The organism is Pseudomonas azotoformans, from assembly GCF_001579805.1.
GTDB lineage: Bacteria > Pseudomonadota > Gammaproteobacteria > Pseudomonadales > Pseudomonadaceae > Aquipseudomonas > Aquipseudomonas azotoformans_A.
In genome coordinates this window covers 6,725,441-6,739,492 of sequence record NZ_CP014546.1, presented here as the reverse complement: position 1 = coordinate 6,739,492, position 14,052 = coordinate 6,725,441, and the positions used below count along the sequence as shown (strand labels likewise).

The following is a 14,052-nucleotide window of genomic DNA, read 5'->3' as shown; positions in this document are numbered from 1 at the left end:
GCCGGACACACTCAGGTAAGAGGACAAGAATAATGCAACCTGATTTCTGGAATGACAAACGCGCGGCGGGCGTTCCCAATGACATCGACCTGTCGGCCTACAAGTCGGTGATCGAGGTCTTCGAGCGTTCCTGCAAGGCTTTTGCCGACCGTCCGGCATTCAGCAACATGGGCATCACCCTGACTTACGCCGAGCTTGAGCGCCAGAGTGCGGCGTTCGCCGGTTACCTGCAACAGCACACCGACCTCAAGCCGGGGGACCGCATTGCGGTGCAGATGCCCAACGTGCTGCATTACCCGATTGCCGTGTTCGGCGCCTTGCGCGCCGGGCTGATCGTGGTCAACACCAACCCGCTGTACACCCCGCGCGAGATGCGCCACCAGTTCAAGGACGCCGGCGTGCGTGCGCTGGTCTACCTCAACCTGTTCGGCTCGCGCGTGCAGGAGGTGTGCAGCGACACCGAGATCGACTACCTGATCGAAGCCAAGATGGGCGACTTCATGCCCGCCGCCAAAGGCTGGCTGGTCAACACCCTGGTCGACAAGGTCAAAAAGATGGTCCCGGCCTACAGCCTGCCGCGCGCGGTGTCGTTCAAGCGCGCCTTGCACCTGGGCGCGGGCCTGGGCGTGACGCGCCACCCGGTGACCCTGGACGATATCGCCGTGCTGCAATACACCGGCGGCACCACCGGCCTGGCCAAGGGTGCGATGCTGACCCACGGCAACCTGGTGGCAAACATGCAACAGGTACGCGCCTGCATGTCCCAGACCGGTGAGGACGGCCACCCGCTGATCAAGGAAGGGCAGGAGGTGATGATCGCGCCGCTGCCGCTGTACCACATCTATGCGTTTACGGCGAACTGCATGTGCATGATGGTCTCGGGCAATCACAACGTGCTGATCACCAACCCACGGGACATCGGCGGCTTTATCAAGGAGCTGAAAAAGTGGCGTTTCACCGGGCTTCTGGGGCTCAACACGCTGTTCGTGGCGTTGATGGACCATCCTGACTTCAAGTCCCTGGATTTCTCCCACCTCAAGCTCACCAACTCCGGCGGCACCGCATTGATCAAGGCCACCGCCGAGCGCTGGGAGCAGATCACCGGTTGCGCCATCGGCGAGGGCTACGGTCTGACGGAAACCTCTCCGGTGGCCAGTACCAACCCCTACGGCAACAAATCCCGCCTGGGCACCGTGGGCATCCCGGTGCCGGCCACGGCGATGAAAGTGATCGATGACCAGGGCGTCGAGTTGCCACTGGGCGAGCGCGGCGAGTTGTGCATCAAGGGCCCGCAGGTGATGAAGGGCTACTGGCAGCAACCGGCCGCGACCGCCGAGGCGCTGGACGCCGAAGGTTGGCTCAAGACCGGTGACATTGCAGTGATCGACGAGGATGGCTTTGTGCGCATCGTCGACCGCAAGAAAGACCTGATCATTGTGTCGGGCTTCAACGTCTACCCCAACGAGATCGAAGACGTGGTGATGGCTCACCCAGCGGTGGCCAACTGCGCGGTGATCGGCGTGCCGGACGAGCGCACGGGGGAGGCGGTGAAGCTGTTTGTGGTGGCTCGGGCCGAGGGGGTGAGCCTTGAGGAGTTGAAGGCCTACTGCAAGACCAACTTCACCGGGTACAAGGTGCCCAAGCATATTGTGCTGCGAGACTCTTTGCCGATGACGCCGGTGGGGAAAATCCTGCGACGTGAGTTGCGCGACATCGCCTGACCTTGAATTGAAATGCAATAAAGTGTGGGAGCGGGCTTGCTGTGGTGAGCGGGCTTGCCCCGCGCCGGACTGCGCAGCGGTCCTCATTGATTTGCGGTGAACCTGTCGGGGGACAAGCCCCCTCACCACAGCAAGCCCGCTCCCACATTCGTCTTGTGTTGCCATGAAAACCCTATTCCAGAGCGTTTTTCGCAGGCAATTAGGTGTTGTTTAAAGTGTGACCGAATATTGTAGGACAGTCGCGTTTATGACCACAGGGCCCACCTTTGGCTCTAGGCGACCTTTGGCAAAGCTGCTACTCTCGGCGCGCTTTGTGACGTCTCGGCCTGCTTGAAAGCGCCAGATTCACCTAAAAAAACATACACCAATAATAATCGCATCAAATGCGATGATGAATTCGCGTCGCTGACGTCGCTGAGGAGTGGGCTTCCATGAACGAAGACTTTTGGAAGGATAAGTACCCCGCCGGGATTGCTGCACAAATCAATCCAGACGAGTATCCGAATATTCAGGCGGTACTGAAGCAGTCCTGCCAGCGCTTCGCCAACAAACCGGCTTTCAGCAACCTGGGCAAGACCATCACCTACGGTGAATTGTACGAATTGTCCGGCGCCTTCGCCGCGTACCTGCAACAGCACACCGACTTGAAGCCCGGCGATCGCATCGCCGTGCAACTGCCCAACGTCCTCCAGTACCCGGTTGCCGTGTTCGGCGCCATCCGTGCCGGCCTGATCGTGGTCAACACCAACCCGCTGTACACCGCGCGGGAAATGGAACACCAATTCAACGACTCCGGTGCCAAGGCCCTCGTCTGCCTGGCCAACATGGCGCACCTGGCGGAAAAGGTCGTGCCCAAGACCGCCGTCAAGCACGTGATCGTCACCGAAGTCGCCGACCTGTTGCCGCCGCTCAAGCGCCTGCTGATCAACAGCGTCATCAAGTACGTGAAGAAGATGGTCCCGGCGTATCACTTGCCCCAGGCGATCAAATTCAACGACGTGCTGGCCAAGGGGCACGGCCAACCGGTCAACGACGTCAGCCCGGCCAGTGGCGACGTGGCCGTGCTGCAATACACCGGCGGCACCACCGGTGTGGCCAAGGGCGCGATGCTCACCCACCGCAACCTGGTCGCCAACATGTTGCAGTGCAAGGCGCTGATGGGTTCCAACCTCAACGAAGGTTGCGAGATCCTGATCACGCCGCTGCCGCTTTATCACATCTATGCGTTCACCTTTCATTGCATGGCGATGATGCTGATTGGCAACCACAACATCCTGATCAGCAACCCGCGCGACCTGCCGGCGATGGTCAAGGAACTATCGAAGTGGAAGTTCAGCGGCTTTGTCGGCCTGAACACCCTGTTCGTGGCGCTGTGCAACAACGAGGCGTTCCGCAAGCTGGACTTCTCCGCGCTGAAAGTCACCCTGTCCGGCGGCATGGCCCTGCAATTGGCCGCCGCCGAGCGCTGGAAGGCCGTGACCGGCTGTGGCATCTGCGAAGGCTACGGCATGACCGAAACCAGCCCGGTGGCCACCGTGAACCCGATCCAGCACATCCAGATCGGCACCATCGGCATTCCGGTGCCGTCCACCGTGTGCAAAGTCATCGCTGACGACGGCACTGAACTCGCCCTGGGTGAAACCGGCGAGCTGTGCGTGAAGGGCCCGCAAGTGATGAAGGGCTACTGGCAGCGCCAGGACGCCACCGACGAAATGCTCGACAGCGAAGGCTGGCTCAAGACCGGTGACATCGCGATCATCCAGCCCGACGGCTATATGCGCATTGTCGACCGCAAGAAGGACATGATCCTGGTGTCGGGCTTCAACGTGTACCCCAACGAGCTGGAAGATGTACTGGCAGGCCTGCCGGGCGTGTTGCAGTGTGCGGCCATCGGTGTGCCGGACGAGAAGTCCGGGGAACACATCAAGCTGTTCATTGTGGTCAAGCCGGGCGCGACCCTGACCAAGGACCAGGTGATGGAGCACATGCGCGCCAACGTCACCGCCTACAAGGTGCCCAAGGCCGTGGAATTCCGCGATGCGTTGCCGACCACCAACGTGGGCAAGATCCTGCGGCGTGAGTTGCGTGATGAAGAGCTGAAGAAGCTCGGTCTTAAAAAGTAACCCATAAAAAACCCCGCCGAAGCGGGGTTTTTTATTGAAGGGGGGTTACAGGGCGAAATGCGCGAAGCTCACGTTAGCACCTGTTGGCCGCACATCCTTCAAGAACGAGTCCTTGTCGGCACTCAGCTCCAGCGTGATCTCCGGCTTGCGCTTGTTCGCATTGCGCACCACCAACCCTTCGATGTGCTCACGCAAAAACGCGGTCGGCACCTTCAGGTGCAGCAACTGGTCAGTCTCGGCGTTGTGCATCAACAGATGGATCCACTCGTACTGGCCCACGGCAATACGGCCCACCGGCAGGTCGAACCACCAGATGTTGCGTTTGCGGTCCAGGTCGGTGAAGTGGCAGTTGTTGACGCCGAGTACGGCACCGCCCAGTTCGGTGTTTCGGCGGGCGATGGCCTGTGCTTTATTGAGTTTCATAACCTTCCTACGGGATCTGTTATTCAGCGTTTGAGCCTGAATGTGCCGGGCATTCTCAGGGGTTGGCGGCAAAACATAAAGCCAAACCTGCGGCTGGCGATGAAATGCGTGGGCAAAAATAATTGAAACTCTGCCGAACGGCCTCGGGTCAATCTTTAGGTAATGACCAAAACCCTTGATTGTTCTTACGGAGAAATACCATGGGCAGCACAGCGGATAAGGCAAAAGGTTTGAAAGACGAAGCCGTCGGCAACATCAAGCAAGGCGTCGGCAAAGTCACCGGTAACGACAAACTGCGCGCTGAAGGCGTGGTGCAGGAAAAGAAAGGCCAAGTCGAAAAAGCAGTTGGCGACACCAAGGACGCTGTGAAAAAAGCGACCAAGTAAGCGCGCTTTCAAGCAGTCCAAACGGCCATCTACGGATGGCCGTTTTTATGTCACATGCTGTGATTAAAGTTTCGAAATTGTTTCAAGGTCGCCAAATAGGCTACCTTGATGTAGAAAACGGCCCCTGAGTCGCCCACGAACTCAACCTTTTTGCGGCGAAAGGAGACGCTATGATTTTTCCGGTTCTCGATGGTCTCAAGCTGCACAAAGTGCTGCTGCGCACCGTCAAGGAATTCGTCGATGACGAAATGCCCACCTACGCCTCGGCACTGGCCTACCAGATGCTGTTCTCGCTGTTTCCCTTCCTGCTGTTCCTGATTGCCCTGATCGGTTTCCTGCACCTGCCGGACTTTTTCACGTGGCTGCGCCTGCAGTCGGAACTGGTGTTGCCGCCCCAGGCCCTGGAGCAGGTCAACCCGGTGATCGACCAGTTGCAGCAATCCAAGGGTGGCCTGCTGTCGGTGGGTATCGTGATCGCGCTGTGGACGGCCTCGGCCGGCGTGCGCCTGATGATGAGCGCGATGAACGCCGCCTACGATGTGGTTGAAGGCCGGCCGATCTGGAAGCGCTTCCCGCTGTCGATTTTCTACACCGTTGGCATCGCCGGCATGTTGCTGGCCGCCGCTGCACTGATGGTGCTGGGCCCGCAGGTAATGGAATGGCTGGCCGGGCAGATCGGCATGCAGGAATTCGTGGTGACTTTGTGGACCATCCTGCGCTGGCCGTTGATCGTGATTCTGCTGATGTTCGCCGTGGCCCTCATGTACTACGTGATGCCCGACGTCGAGCAGAAATTCCGCTTCATCACCCCAGGCTCAGTGCTGGCGGTGGTGGTATGGATCGTCGCGTCGCTGGGTTTTGGCTACTACGTCAAAACCTTTGCCGACTACAACGCCATGTATGGCAGTATCGGCGCGATCATCGTGTTGCTCCTGTACTTCTACATTTCGGCCGCTGTGTTGCTGCTGGGCGCGGAGATGAACGCGGTGATCGAGCACATGTCCGCCGAGGGCAAGGATCCGGGCGAAAAAGAATTCGATGAACCCGGCCACACCGATGAAAAACAGCACGTCTCAGGCCTCGGCCGGGACCACTCCAAGCCCACTGCCGATGAAGTCTGAGCGATGATCCGTGAAATACTGAAAATGGGCGACGAGCGCCTGCTGCGCATCGCGCCTCCGGTCCCGCCGGAAATGTTCGACAGCCCCGAGCTGTGGCAATTGATCGACGACATGTTCCAGACCATGGAACACGTGGGCGGCGTCGGCCTGGCAGCGCCGCAGATCGGTGTCGACCTGCAATTGGTGATCTTCGGCTTCGAAGCCAGCGAACGCTACCCGGACGCGCCGCCGGTGCCGCAGACGATTTTGATCAACCCACTGATCACACCACTGAGCCCGGTGCTGGAAGAGGGCTATGAAGGCTGCCTGTCCGTGCCGGGTTTGCGGGGGGCGGTGGACCGTTACCAACAGATTCGTTATGAGGGTTTTGACCCAAAGGGCGAGCCGATTGTGCGCATCGCCGAGGGCTTTCATGCGCGGGTGGTGCAGCATGAATGCGATCACCTGATCGGCCGGTTGTATCCGTCGCGGATTACCGACTTCACCAAGTTCGGCTTTATCGAAGTGATGTTCCCGGACATGGATCCCACGGCTGACGACTAGCTTTCAAGCCCAGTGTATTCCAACGGTGGGAGCCAGCTCCCACAGTTGGAATACATTACAAACGGATTACTGGGTGGGCTTGATGAACCGCAACGTCATCCGATCCGACTCCCCGATCGCCACATACTTCGCCTTATCCTGTTCGCCCAATCTCAGCGTCGGCGGTAACGTCCACACGCCTGCCGGGTAATCCTTGGTGTCCTTCGGATTGGCATTCACCTCGCTCTGTCCCGCCAGCTTGAACCCGGCATCGGTCGCCAGTTTCACCACCTGTGCGGTGGTCAGGTAGCCGCTGTCCTTGATCGCTTCCAGATCTGCGCCGTCCTTGGCCCGGTGATCTTCCACGCCCAGCACGCCGCCCGGTTTCAGTACCTTGTAGAACGCACTGAACGTGGCCGGCGCAGTGCCTGCCTCGACCCAGTTATGCACATTGCGGAAGGTCAGTACGGCATCCGCCGACGCCGGCTTGCCGAACACCGGCGCCTTGGGGTCGAACTCGACCACCTCGGCCTTGGCGTAGCGAGCTGGATCAGCCGCGAATTTCTTTTTCAGGTTCTCTTCGGACGTACGCGCGTAGGCGCTGCTGCTCGCCGCCTGCACGGCGGCGATGTAATGCCCATGCTCATTGAGCAACGGCGCCAGCAGTTCGCTGTACCAACCGCCACCGGGGGTAATTTCGATCACCGTCTGCTTGGCGCCCAGGCTAAAGAATTCCAGCGTCTGTTGCGGATGGCGATAGCCGTCGCGGGCGCTGTTGGCCGGGTCGCGCCAACTGCCGCCAAGCACGCTCTGGTACTGCTTGGCGGTAATGGGCGCGTCGGCTGCCTGGCCCAAGACTGGAACGAGCAGGGCGGTGAAGGAGAGAGCTGCAAGCGTCGTTTTCATGATCATCCTGTAAAGGGCCACTGTGCCGACGAGGCTAGCATGGGGCCTGCAGGCGCCGATCACACATTATCTGCGGTCGACCTCACCAAACGATCTAAGCCCATCGCGATCATGGGTTTGTTGCGCTTGTAGCGTACCCAGCGTTCGCTGAGGGATTGCGGCAGCACGGTGTCCTGGGTGAAGCCCATCCGTTGATACAACCCTTCCAGGTCCGGATGACACAGCAACCACAGGGTGCCGTCGACATCGGCAACCGCGGCCTCGATCACCCGCGCCGCCAGCCCTTGGCCGCGATAGGCCGGGTCAACGAACACCCCGGTCAACCATTGCCCTCCCACCACCGGCGTCAGGCACAACCCGGCGACGATCTCTGCGTCGCGCGCCACCCACAAACGCCCACCCTTGAGGGCCTTCATTGACGAGTTGTGGTTGCGGTAAAACTTGTTCAGCAGCGGCCACAGCGGCTCTGCCAGCGGTTCGATGTTCAATTCGGGCATGGTGTTCAGGCAGCGTTATCCAGGGCCTTGGATTATAAGCGCCTTCTGCCGGGCAATAGGTGGTATACCCAGTGCTACATCCCCTGTCAGTGGAGCATGCATCATGGCCAAAGGTATGGATTCAAAGAAAGCCGCGAAGAAAAAACCGGCAAAGACCGCCGATGAAAAACGCGCAGACAAAAAGGCCAAGAAGTCTGAAACCGGCCTTTTCGGTCACTGAGTTACAAGCTTAGAACCAAACGATCTGCAAGATTTTCCCGCGCCATTGCACAGAGCAGGAAACACCTGCTCTGAGCGGCTGATGGCAAACTACCTTGATCTGACCCAACGCCGGGAAATCGAAGCCCTGGCCAGCACCTTTATCGCAAGAACCGAATGGCCGACCTGGCTGCTGCTGATCGGCGTGTACGCCGGTTGGTTTGCCGTGATCCTGGGCAGCCATTGGCTGGGCCTGGGGTTGAGCCTCTTGCTGCTGATTCCAATCGTGACGCTGTGGCTGTCGGTGCAACACGAATTGCTCCACGGCCATCCCACCCGTTCGTTGCGACTCAATAAACTGCTCGGCTACGCGCCCTTTGCGGTGTGGTACCCGTACACGCTGTACCGCGACAGTCACTTGCTGCACCACAACGACGAAGACTTGACCTTGCCGGGCATCGACCCGGAAAGCCGGTACCTCAACCAGCAGCAATGGGATAACAGTTCGCTGTTCGAGCGTGGCGTGCATTGGCTGACCAAGACGGTACTGGGCCGCTTTGTGTTGGCCGCCCCCTTGGCAATCGCCCGTTTGGCCCGTCACGAATATCGGCGCCTGCCCCAAGTGTGGCCGATGTGGCTTGCCCATGGCGTCGTCACCGTGTTGATGCTGAGTTTCATCGCCCATTACAGCGCGCTCTCGGTGTGGCATTACCTGCTGCTGGTCAGCGTGCCGGCCTTGTCCCTGGCGTCGATCCGTTCCTACTATGAACACCGCCCGCACCCGCAGCCGGAGCAACGCACCGTGCTCAACGAAGCGTCCTGGCCGTGGACCTGGCTGTTCCTCAACAACAACCTGCACCTGGTGCACCACGACCTGCCGAAACTGCCCTGGTACTTGCTGCCCACGGTCTACCGTGCCCGACGTGAGCAATGGGTGGCGCGCAGCGGCGGTTTCCTGGTGCAAGGCTACGGCCAGTTGATCAGCCGCCACGGCCTCAAGGCCATCGACAGCCCCCGGCACCCTTTTGCGTGAGAGATGACCATGAGTGACCACTATGCCGAGCTGCTGATGTACGTCGCGCCCGAGCCGATCGAGCAGGCCAACCAGCAGTGGCTTGCGCGCATCCTCGACCACCTGAACCTGGGGCGGCGCAATGCCGATCACCTTGACCTGCACAGTCTGTGGCTTGCGCCTGAATTGCTCCTGACCCAGACCTGCGGTTATCCGCTGATGACCCAGCTGCGCGGCCAGGTCCGCGTCATCGGCCGCCCATGCTACGAGTTGCCCCATAGCAGCCAGGGCGAGCATTGCAGCCTGTTGCTGACCCGCGATGACAACCCACGCCACACCCTGGCGGACTTCTACAACAGCCGTGGCGTGATCAACGGCCACGATTCCAACAGCGGCATGAACCTGCTGCGCGAACGCCTGGCCCCCTTGCAACGCGACGGGCGCTTCTTCGCCAGCGTCGCCATCAGCGGCGCCCACCGCGAGAGCCTGCGTTGGCTGCGCGAAGACCGCGCCGACCTGGCGGCCATCGACAGTGTCACCTACGACTACCTCGCCCGTTTTGCGCCGCAGGACGTGGCGGGACTGCGCATCGTCACGCGCAGCGCACCGAGCCCGACCTTGCCCTATATCGGTCCAGTGGGCTTGAGCGATGAGCAGGTGATTCAGATCCGTCAGGCCATGAACCAGGCACTGCAGGATTTACCGCAGATGGCCGAGACGCTGGGCCTGCAGGCCGTACTGCCCGCCAGTGAAGACGACTACCAAGTGCTGTTGGGCTACGAGCAACAAGCCGCCAGCGCGGGCTACCCAGTGCTTCAATAAGGTTATATAAAAATACCTTTTAAATATTATTAAAGAATAAGCAGCCTTGCTAGGATCGCTCCACCGGAACACCGGACATAACGCGCAACCTACTCAGATGGAGCCACTATGTCCGGCGCCGACACTTCTCACAGCGATTACGTGGGCGGATTGTTCCGCAGTCATTACGACTGGCTGTGCAGCCGTTTGCACCGCCACCTCGATTCCCGCGCCCACGCCGAAGACATCGCCGCCGACACCTTCGTCCAGCTGCTGAGTGCGCCGGGGGTGATGCCCATTCGCCAGCCACGTGCGCTGCTCACCACCATCGCCCAGCGGCTGATGTATCAACTGTGGCGCCGGCGTGATCTGGAACGGGCCTACCTCGACGCACTCGATAACGACGAAACCTCCACCGCGCCCTCTCCCGAAGAGCTGGCGCAAATGCTCGAAGCCCTGCAAGCCATCGACCAGTTACTCGACGGCTTGCCGGCCAAGGTCAAGGCGACCTTTTTGCTCTCGCAACTCAATGGCCTGACCTACCCGGAAATCGCCAGCGAACTGGGGATTTCCCAGCGCTCGGTCAGTGACTACATGACCCGCGCCTTCAACCGCTGCCTGCGGCTGTGCCTGGAATGAGCGACGAACTGATCGACAGCGCCACGCGCTGGTACGTGCTGTTGCGCTCCGGCCAAGCTTCGACGGGCGACTGGCAGCGCTATGAACAATGGCGCGCCGCCGACCCGCGTCATGACGCCCTGTGCCGACAGTTGGAAACCCGCTTGGGCGTGTTCCAGGTTCCTCAGGCGCAAGGGGTGAGTGGCAAGGTGTTGCAGCAGGCGCTGGAGGCACCGTCCAGTCGACGGCATGTGTTGCAGGTCGCGCTGGCCGGTGCTGGTGTGGCAGTTGGCGCGGCCTTGCTGGCCAAGCCGCTGGGCTTGCCATTGACTGAACTCACGGCGGATATCCGCACCGGTACCGGCGAGCGCCGCACCGTCGCGTTGGACGATGGCAGCGAATTGCTGCTCAACGCGCAGAGCGCGGCTGATATCCAGTTTGATCCGCAACGCCGGCTGATACGCCTGCGCGAGGGCGAGTTGCTGGCCAAGGTCGCCAGCGACCGCATCCGACCGTTTTTGATCCAGACCGACCAGGCGCGTCTGCGCGCCTACGGCAATCGTTTCCTGGTGCGTGAACGGCAAGGGCAGGGCCAGGTGGTTGCCCTCAACGGCGCACTGGAAATTGACGGCCAGCACGGCGAACGCCTGCAACTCGCCGCCGGCCATGAAGTGCATTACGACCGCGCCGGATTCGGCCCGGTGCAGGCCAGTTCCTCCGGGGCCACGGCCTGGGTCGATGGCTTCCTGCAAGTGCGCGACCGGCCACTGGCCGAAGTCATTGACGCACTGCGGCCCTATCACAATGGCGTGCTGCGCCTGGACCCCGCTGTGGCGGGCCTGCGCGTCAGCGGCTTGTACCGGTTGGACAACCCCCAGCAAATCCTCGACACCCTGGCGCGCACCTTGCCGATCCACATCACCCGCCGCAGCGGTTTTTGGGTGACCGTCAATGCTGCGTGACCTCGGTTCTATCGACATAACCAAACGATCTGCAAGTTTTGCCCCCGCCGTCCCACATCACTCCCGTAAGCGCTGCGGGGAGCAGCGCCGTCGAGTTTCCTTGGGGGGAGCCAAAGTGAATCAGTTCAACCGTGTGCCGCTTCGAACCTTTGCCCTGGTGCCGTTGGCCAGCCTGTTGTTGTCGTTTGCCGCGAGTGCCGAAGAGGTGCGCCAGGTCTATCACATCGCACCAGGCCCGCTGGATGAAGTGCTGCTGAACATCAGCCGCCAAAGCGGCCAGGTGATCTCGTTTACGCCGCAGTTGGGTAACTATTCCTCGGCCAGCGTGGACGGTTCTCTGTCGGCGCAACAGGCCGTAGACGCTGCGCTCAAGGGCACCGGCCTGCAAGTCCAGGTGAGCCCGGACGGCGCGTTCATCATCAAGGAAGGCGCGAGCAAAAACGCGACCAGCAACGTCAACGCGCAAACCCGTGCAGCGCAAGCGCCGACCCTGGACCGCGTGGTCGCCATCGGCACCCGGCGCAGCGACGCCACTGCCCTGACCAGCGCCGCGCCGGTGGATGTGATCAACGCCGAAGAACTCAAGCAGACCGGCGCCACCAGCCTCAACCAGGCGCTGTTCCAACTGCTGCCGTCGTTCAATTTTCCGCAAAACCAGAGCGCCACCCGTGGCCAGAACCCCAAGGGCGCGTCCCTGCGTGGCCTGGCGCCGGACCAGACGCTGGTGCTGATCAACGGCAAGCGCCGTCATGCCTCGGCGGTGGTGAACATCTCCGGTGGCGTGCCGTTCATTGGCGCGCAGCCGGTGGACCTGGACATGATCCCCATCAGCAGCATCGACCACGTCGAAGTGCTGCGCGATGGCGCCTCGGCGCAATACGGCTCGGATGCGGTGGCGGGCGTGGTCAACATCGTGCTCAAGGAGCGTGACAGCGGTGGCCAGGTCAACACCCAACTGGGCAAGTACGCCCAGGGCGACGGCTTCAGCAAAACCACTGACGGTTGGTACGGCCTGGGGTTGCCGGGGGATGGCTTTCTCACCCTGAGCTTCAACACCCTCAACAACAAACCCACCGACATTGGCGACCAATACGTCGCCGACGGCCAGTTGCAAGACCCGCGCTGGGGCGGTGCCGGGCGCGATAAATTCAACCTGGCGGCCAACGCCGAAGTCGGCCTGAGCGACCAATGGCGCCTCTACAGTTTCGCCACCTTTGGCCAGGACAAATCGGTAAACAACACGCCGCCGTTGCTGGCGAATAATCCGAATAACGTGCCGGGCATTTACCCCAACGGCACCATTCCCAAATACCGCTACCGCTATGAAGACGGCGCACTCACCGTCGGCACCCGCTATGAAGACGACACGCTTGGCCGCTTTGACCTCAGCGCCACCTACGGTCGCGACAAGCACGATGAACTGGCCTTCAACACCGTCAACCCGAGCTACGGCCTGAACAGCCCGACCAAGTTTGACGTGGCGACACTGGTCAACGAGCAGACCAACCTTGGCCTGGATTACGCCAAGGACCTGGACGTCAACTGGTCGAGCCATCCGCTGACCGTCTCGGCAGGCATTGCCTACCGCCATGAGCAGTATCGTCTGGAGGAGGGCGACTACGAGTCCTACTCCTTTGGCGGCATCAACGGTGTGCAGGTCGGCGCGGTGCAAGCCTCCGGTCTCACACCAGACGACGCCGGCACCTACAAGCGGGATGTCGGCGGCGTTTACTTTGGCCTTGAGCACCAGCTCACCGACAAATTCCAGGTCGGCCTGGCCGGACGTACCGAGCACTACTCGGACTTCGGTTCGGCCACCACCGGCAAGCTCTCGGCGCGGTATGACTTCACGCCGCAGGTGGGCTTGCGCGCCACGGTGAACAACTCCTTCCGTGCGCCGACCCTGGGCCAGATCGGCACGTCGTGGACCACCACCACCAACGTCGACATCAACGGCAACCCGGTGCTGACGCGCATGTTGCCCGCCGACAACCCGGCCGCCCGTGCCTTGGGTGCCGAGCCGCTCAAGCCCGAGAAGTCCACCAACTATTCCCTGGGCTTGGTGTTGCGCCCGATTGAAAACGCTTCGTTGACCATCGACGCCTACCAGATCTCGATTCGTGATCGCCTGCTCTACAGCGGCGGTATTTCCGGGCCACGTGCCGAACAGATCCTGCAGCAAGCCGGGTTTGGCCAGTACACCTGGGCGCAGTTCATGACCAACGCGGCCAATACCCGCACCCGTGGCGTCGACATCGTCGGCAAGTACAACCTGGACCTGGCGCAGTACGGCGCGTTGAGCCTGTCGGCCGGCTACACCAAGGCGCGCACCACGATTGAGAAGGTCCACGAAAACCCCAACGGCTTCGACATCCTCACCCGCGAAGCCCGTGGCTTCCTGGAACACGGCTACCCCGAAGACAAGCTGGTACTCGGTGCGACCCACCGCATCGGCGCATGGACCATCGCCCTCAGCGAAACCCGCTACGGCGAATACCGCAAATACGCCGCCAGCGAAGCCAACGCCCAGTACGACCAGACCTTCGGCGCACAGTGGAACACCGACCTGGACGTGAACTACGCCTTCACTAAACAACTGCGCTTGTCAGTCGGCGCCAACAACCTGTTCGACAGCAAGCCCGACGACTTCAACACCCGCCTGCGCCAGACCCCGGGCCAGCAGTACAGCTACTTGTCGCCGTCGGCGCCGGAAGGGGCGTTTTACTACACGCGGCTCAGTTATGACTTTTAACGAACATCAC

Annotated in this window: 13 protein-coding genes; 10 read left to right on the top strand and 3 right to left on the bottom strand. The window is 61.0% G+C overall.

Annotated elements, in window-relative coordinates; genetic code table 11:
- Positions 1–32: 32 nt before the first annotated feature.
- Together fadD2 and fadD1 are read left to right on the top strand one after the other, a co-directional pair.
- Positions 33–1,721 (top strand): long-chain-fatty-acid--CoA ligase FadD2, encoded by a 1,689-nt coding sequence (fadD2, locus tag AYR47_RS31030; RefSeq protein ID WP_061449335.1) that lies wholly within the window; start codon positions 33–35, stop codon positions 1,719–1,721.
- Positions 1,722–2,152: 431 nt separating this feature from the next.
- Positions 2,153–3,844 (top strand): long-chain-fatty-acid--CoA ligase FadD1, encoded by a 1,692-nt coding sequence (fadD1, locus tag AYR47_RS31025; RefSeq protein WP_033896315.1) that lies wholly within the window; start codon positions 2,153–2,155, stop codon positions 3,842–3,844.
- Between the two features lie 45 nt (positions 3,845–3,889).
- Here fadD1 and AYR47_RS31020 read toward each other — a convergent pair whose 3' ends face one another.
- Positions 3,890–4,267, bottom strand: coding sequence for a hypothetical protein (locus tag AYR47_RS31020; RefSeq protein WP_033896314.1), 378 nt, complete (start codon positions 4,265–4,267; stop codon positions 3,890–3,892).
- A gap of 200 nt (positions 4,268–4,467) precedes the next feature.
- Between AYR47_RS31020 and AYR47_RS31015 the strand changes: the two genes are divergently transcribed.
- The 3 genes from AYR47_RS31015 to def all read left to right on the top strand — a co-directional run bounded on the left by AYR47_RS31015 (position 4,468) and on the right by def (position 6,317).
- Entirely contained in the window at positions 4,468–4,653 is a 186-nt protein-coding gene (locus tag AYR47_RS31015) for a CsbD family protein (RefSeq protein WP_016973106.1), read from the top strand.
- A gap of 170 nt (positions 4,654–4,823) precedes the next feature.
- On the top strand, positions 4,824–5,774 hold the full coding sequence (locus AYR47_RS31010; RefSeq protein WP_016975971.1) for a YihY/virulence factor BrkB family protein: 951 nt from the start codon (positions 4,824–4,826) through the stop codon (positions 5,772–5,774).
- Between the two features lie 3 nt (positions 5,775–5,777).
- The gene (def, locus tag AYR47_RS31005; protein ID WP_016975972.1) at positions 5,778–6,317 is read left to right on the top strand and encodes a peptide deformylase; all 540 of its coding nucleotides are present in this window, start codon (positions 5,778–5,780) and stop codon (positions 6,315–6,317) included.
- Between the two features lie 66 nt (positions 6,318–6,383).
- Here def and AYR47_RS31000 read toward each other — a convergent pair whose 3' ends face one another.
- Together AYR47_RS31000 and AYR47_RS30995 are read right to left on the bottom strand one after the other, a co-directional pair.
- Positions 6,384–7,202 (bottom strand): class I SAM-dependent methyltransferase, encoded by an 819-nt coding sequence (locus AYR47_RS31000; RefSeq protein ID WP_061449334.1) that lies wholly within the window; start codon positions 7,200–7,202, stop codon positions 6,384–6,386.
- A 59-nt stretch (positions 7,203–7,261) separates the two neighbouring features.
- Entirely contained in the window at positions 7,262–7,699 is a 438-nt protein-coding gene (locus tag AYR47_RS30995) for a GNAT family N-acetyltransferase (protein WP_061449333.1), read from the bottom strand.
- Between the two features lie 301 nt (positions 7,700–8,000).
- Here AYR47_RS30995 and AYR47_RS30990 point away from each other — a divergent pair, with 301 nt between their 5' ends.
- The 5 genes from AYR47_RS30990 to AYR47_RS30970 all read left to right on the top strand — a co-directional run bounded on the left by AYR47_RS30990 (position 8,001) and on the right by AYR47_RS30970 (position 14,042).
- The gene (locus tag AYR47_RS30990; RefSeq protein ID WP_061449332.1) at positions 8,001–8,930 is read left to right on the top strand and encodes a fatty acid desaturase; all 930 of its coding nucleotides are present in this window, start codon (positions 8,001–8,003) and stop codon (positions 8,928–8,930) included.
- 9 nt (positions 8,931–8,939) lie between these two features.
- Positions 8,940–9,731, top strand: coding sequence for a phosphate/phosphite/phosphonate ABC transporter substrate-binding protein (locus AYR47_RS30985; RefSeq protein WP_061449331.1), 792 nt, complete (start codon positions 8,940–8,942; stop codon positions 9,729–9,731).
- A gap of 108 nt (positions 9,732–9,839) precedes the next feature.
- Complete coding sequence (locus AYR47_RS30980; RefSeq protein WP_033896308.1) at positions 9,840–10,349, top strand: sigma-70 family RNA polymerase sigma factor; 510 nt, start codon at positions 9,840–9,842, stop codon at positions 10,347–10,349.
- Positions 10,346–11,290: a FecR domain-containing protein gene (locus AYR47_RS30975; RefSeq protein WP_061449330.1), complete on the top strand. Its 945-nt coding sequence runs from the start codon at positions 10,346–10,348 to the stop codon at positions 11,288–11,290. The genes AYR47_RS30980 and AYR47_RS30975 overlap by 4 nt, the downstream gene beginning before the upstream one ends.
- 115 nt (positions 11,291–11,405) lie before the next feature.
- Positions 11,406–14,042 carry a TonB-dependent receptor gene (locus AYR47_RS30970; RefSeq protein WP_033896306.1) on the top strand — a complete coding sequence of 879 codons (2,637 nt, stop codon included), beginning with the start codon at positions 11,406–11,408 and terminating at the stop codon, positions 14,040–14,042.
- The last annotated feature ends 10 nt before the right edge of the window (positions 14,043–14,052 follow it).

Excerpts from the sequence above, each read along its gene's own strand:
- AYR47_RS31015 (WP_016973106.1), top strand. The coding sequence starts at position 4,468 with ATGGGCAGCACAGCGGATAAGGCAAAAGGTTTGAAAGACGAAGCCGTC.
- AYR47_RS31020 (WP_033896314.1), bottom strand. The coding sequence starts at position 4,267 with ATGAAACTCAATAAAGCACAGGCCATCGCCCGCCGAAACACCGAACTG.
- fadD2 (WP_061449335.1), top strand. The coding sequence starts at position 33 with ATGCAACCTGATTTCTGGAATGACAAACGCGCGGCGGGCGTTCCCAAT.
- AYR47_RS31000 (WP_061449334.1), bottom strand. The coding sequence starts at position 7,202 with ATGAAAACGACGCTTGCAGCTCTCTCCTTCACCGCCCTGCTCGTTCCA.
- AYR47_RS31010 (WP_016975971.1), top strand. The coding sequence starts at position 4,824 with ATGATTTTTCCGGTTCTCGATGGTCTCAAGCTGCACAAAGTGCTGCTG.
- AYR47_RS30975 (WP_061449330.1), top strand. The coding sequence starts at position 10,346 with ATGAGCGACGAACTGATCGACAGCGCCACGCGCTGGTACGTGCTGTTG.
- AYR47_RS30990 (WP_061449332.1), top strand. The coding sequence starts at position 8,001 with ATGGCAAACTACCTTGATCTGACCCAACGCCGGGAAATCGAAGCCCTG.
- fadD1 (WP_033896315.1), top strand. The coding sequence starts at position 2,153 with ATGAACGAAGACTTTTGGAAGGATAAGTACCCCGCCGGGATTGCTGCA.
- def (WP_016975972.1), top strand. The coding sequence starts at position 5,778 with ATGATCCGTGAAATACTGAAAATGGGCGACGAGCGCCTGCTGCGCATC.
- AYR47_RS30980 (WP_033896308.1), top strand. The coding sequence starts at position 9,840 with ATGTCCGGCGCCGACACTTCTCACAGCGATTACGTGGGCGGATTGTTC.
- AYR47_RS30985 (WP_061449331.1), top strand. The coding sequence starts at position 8,940 with ATGAGTGACCACTATGCCGAGCTGCTGATGTACGTCGCGCCCGAGCCG.
- AYR47_RS30995 (WP_061449333.1), bottom strand. The coding sequence starts at position 7,699 with ATGCCCGAATTGAACATCGAACCGCTGGCAGAGCCGCTGTGGCCGCTG.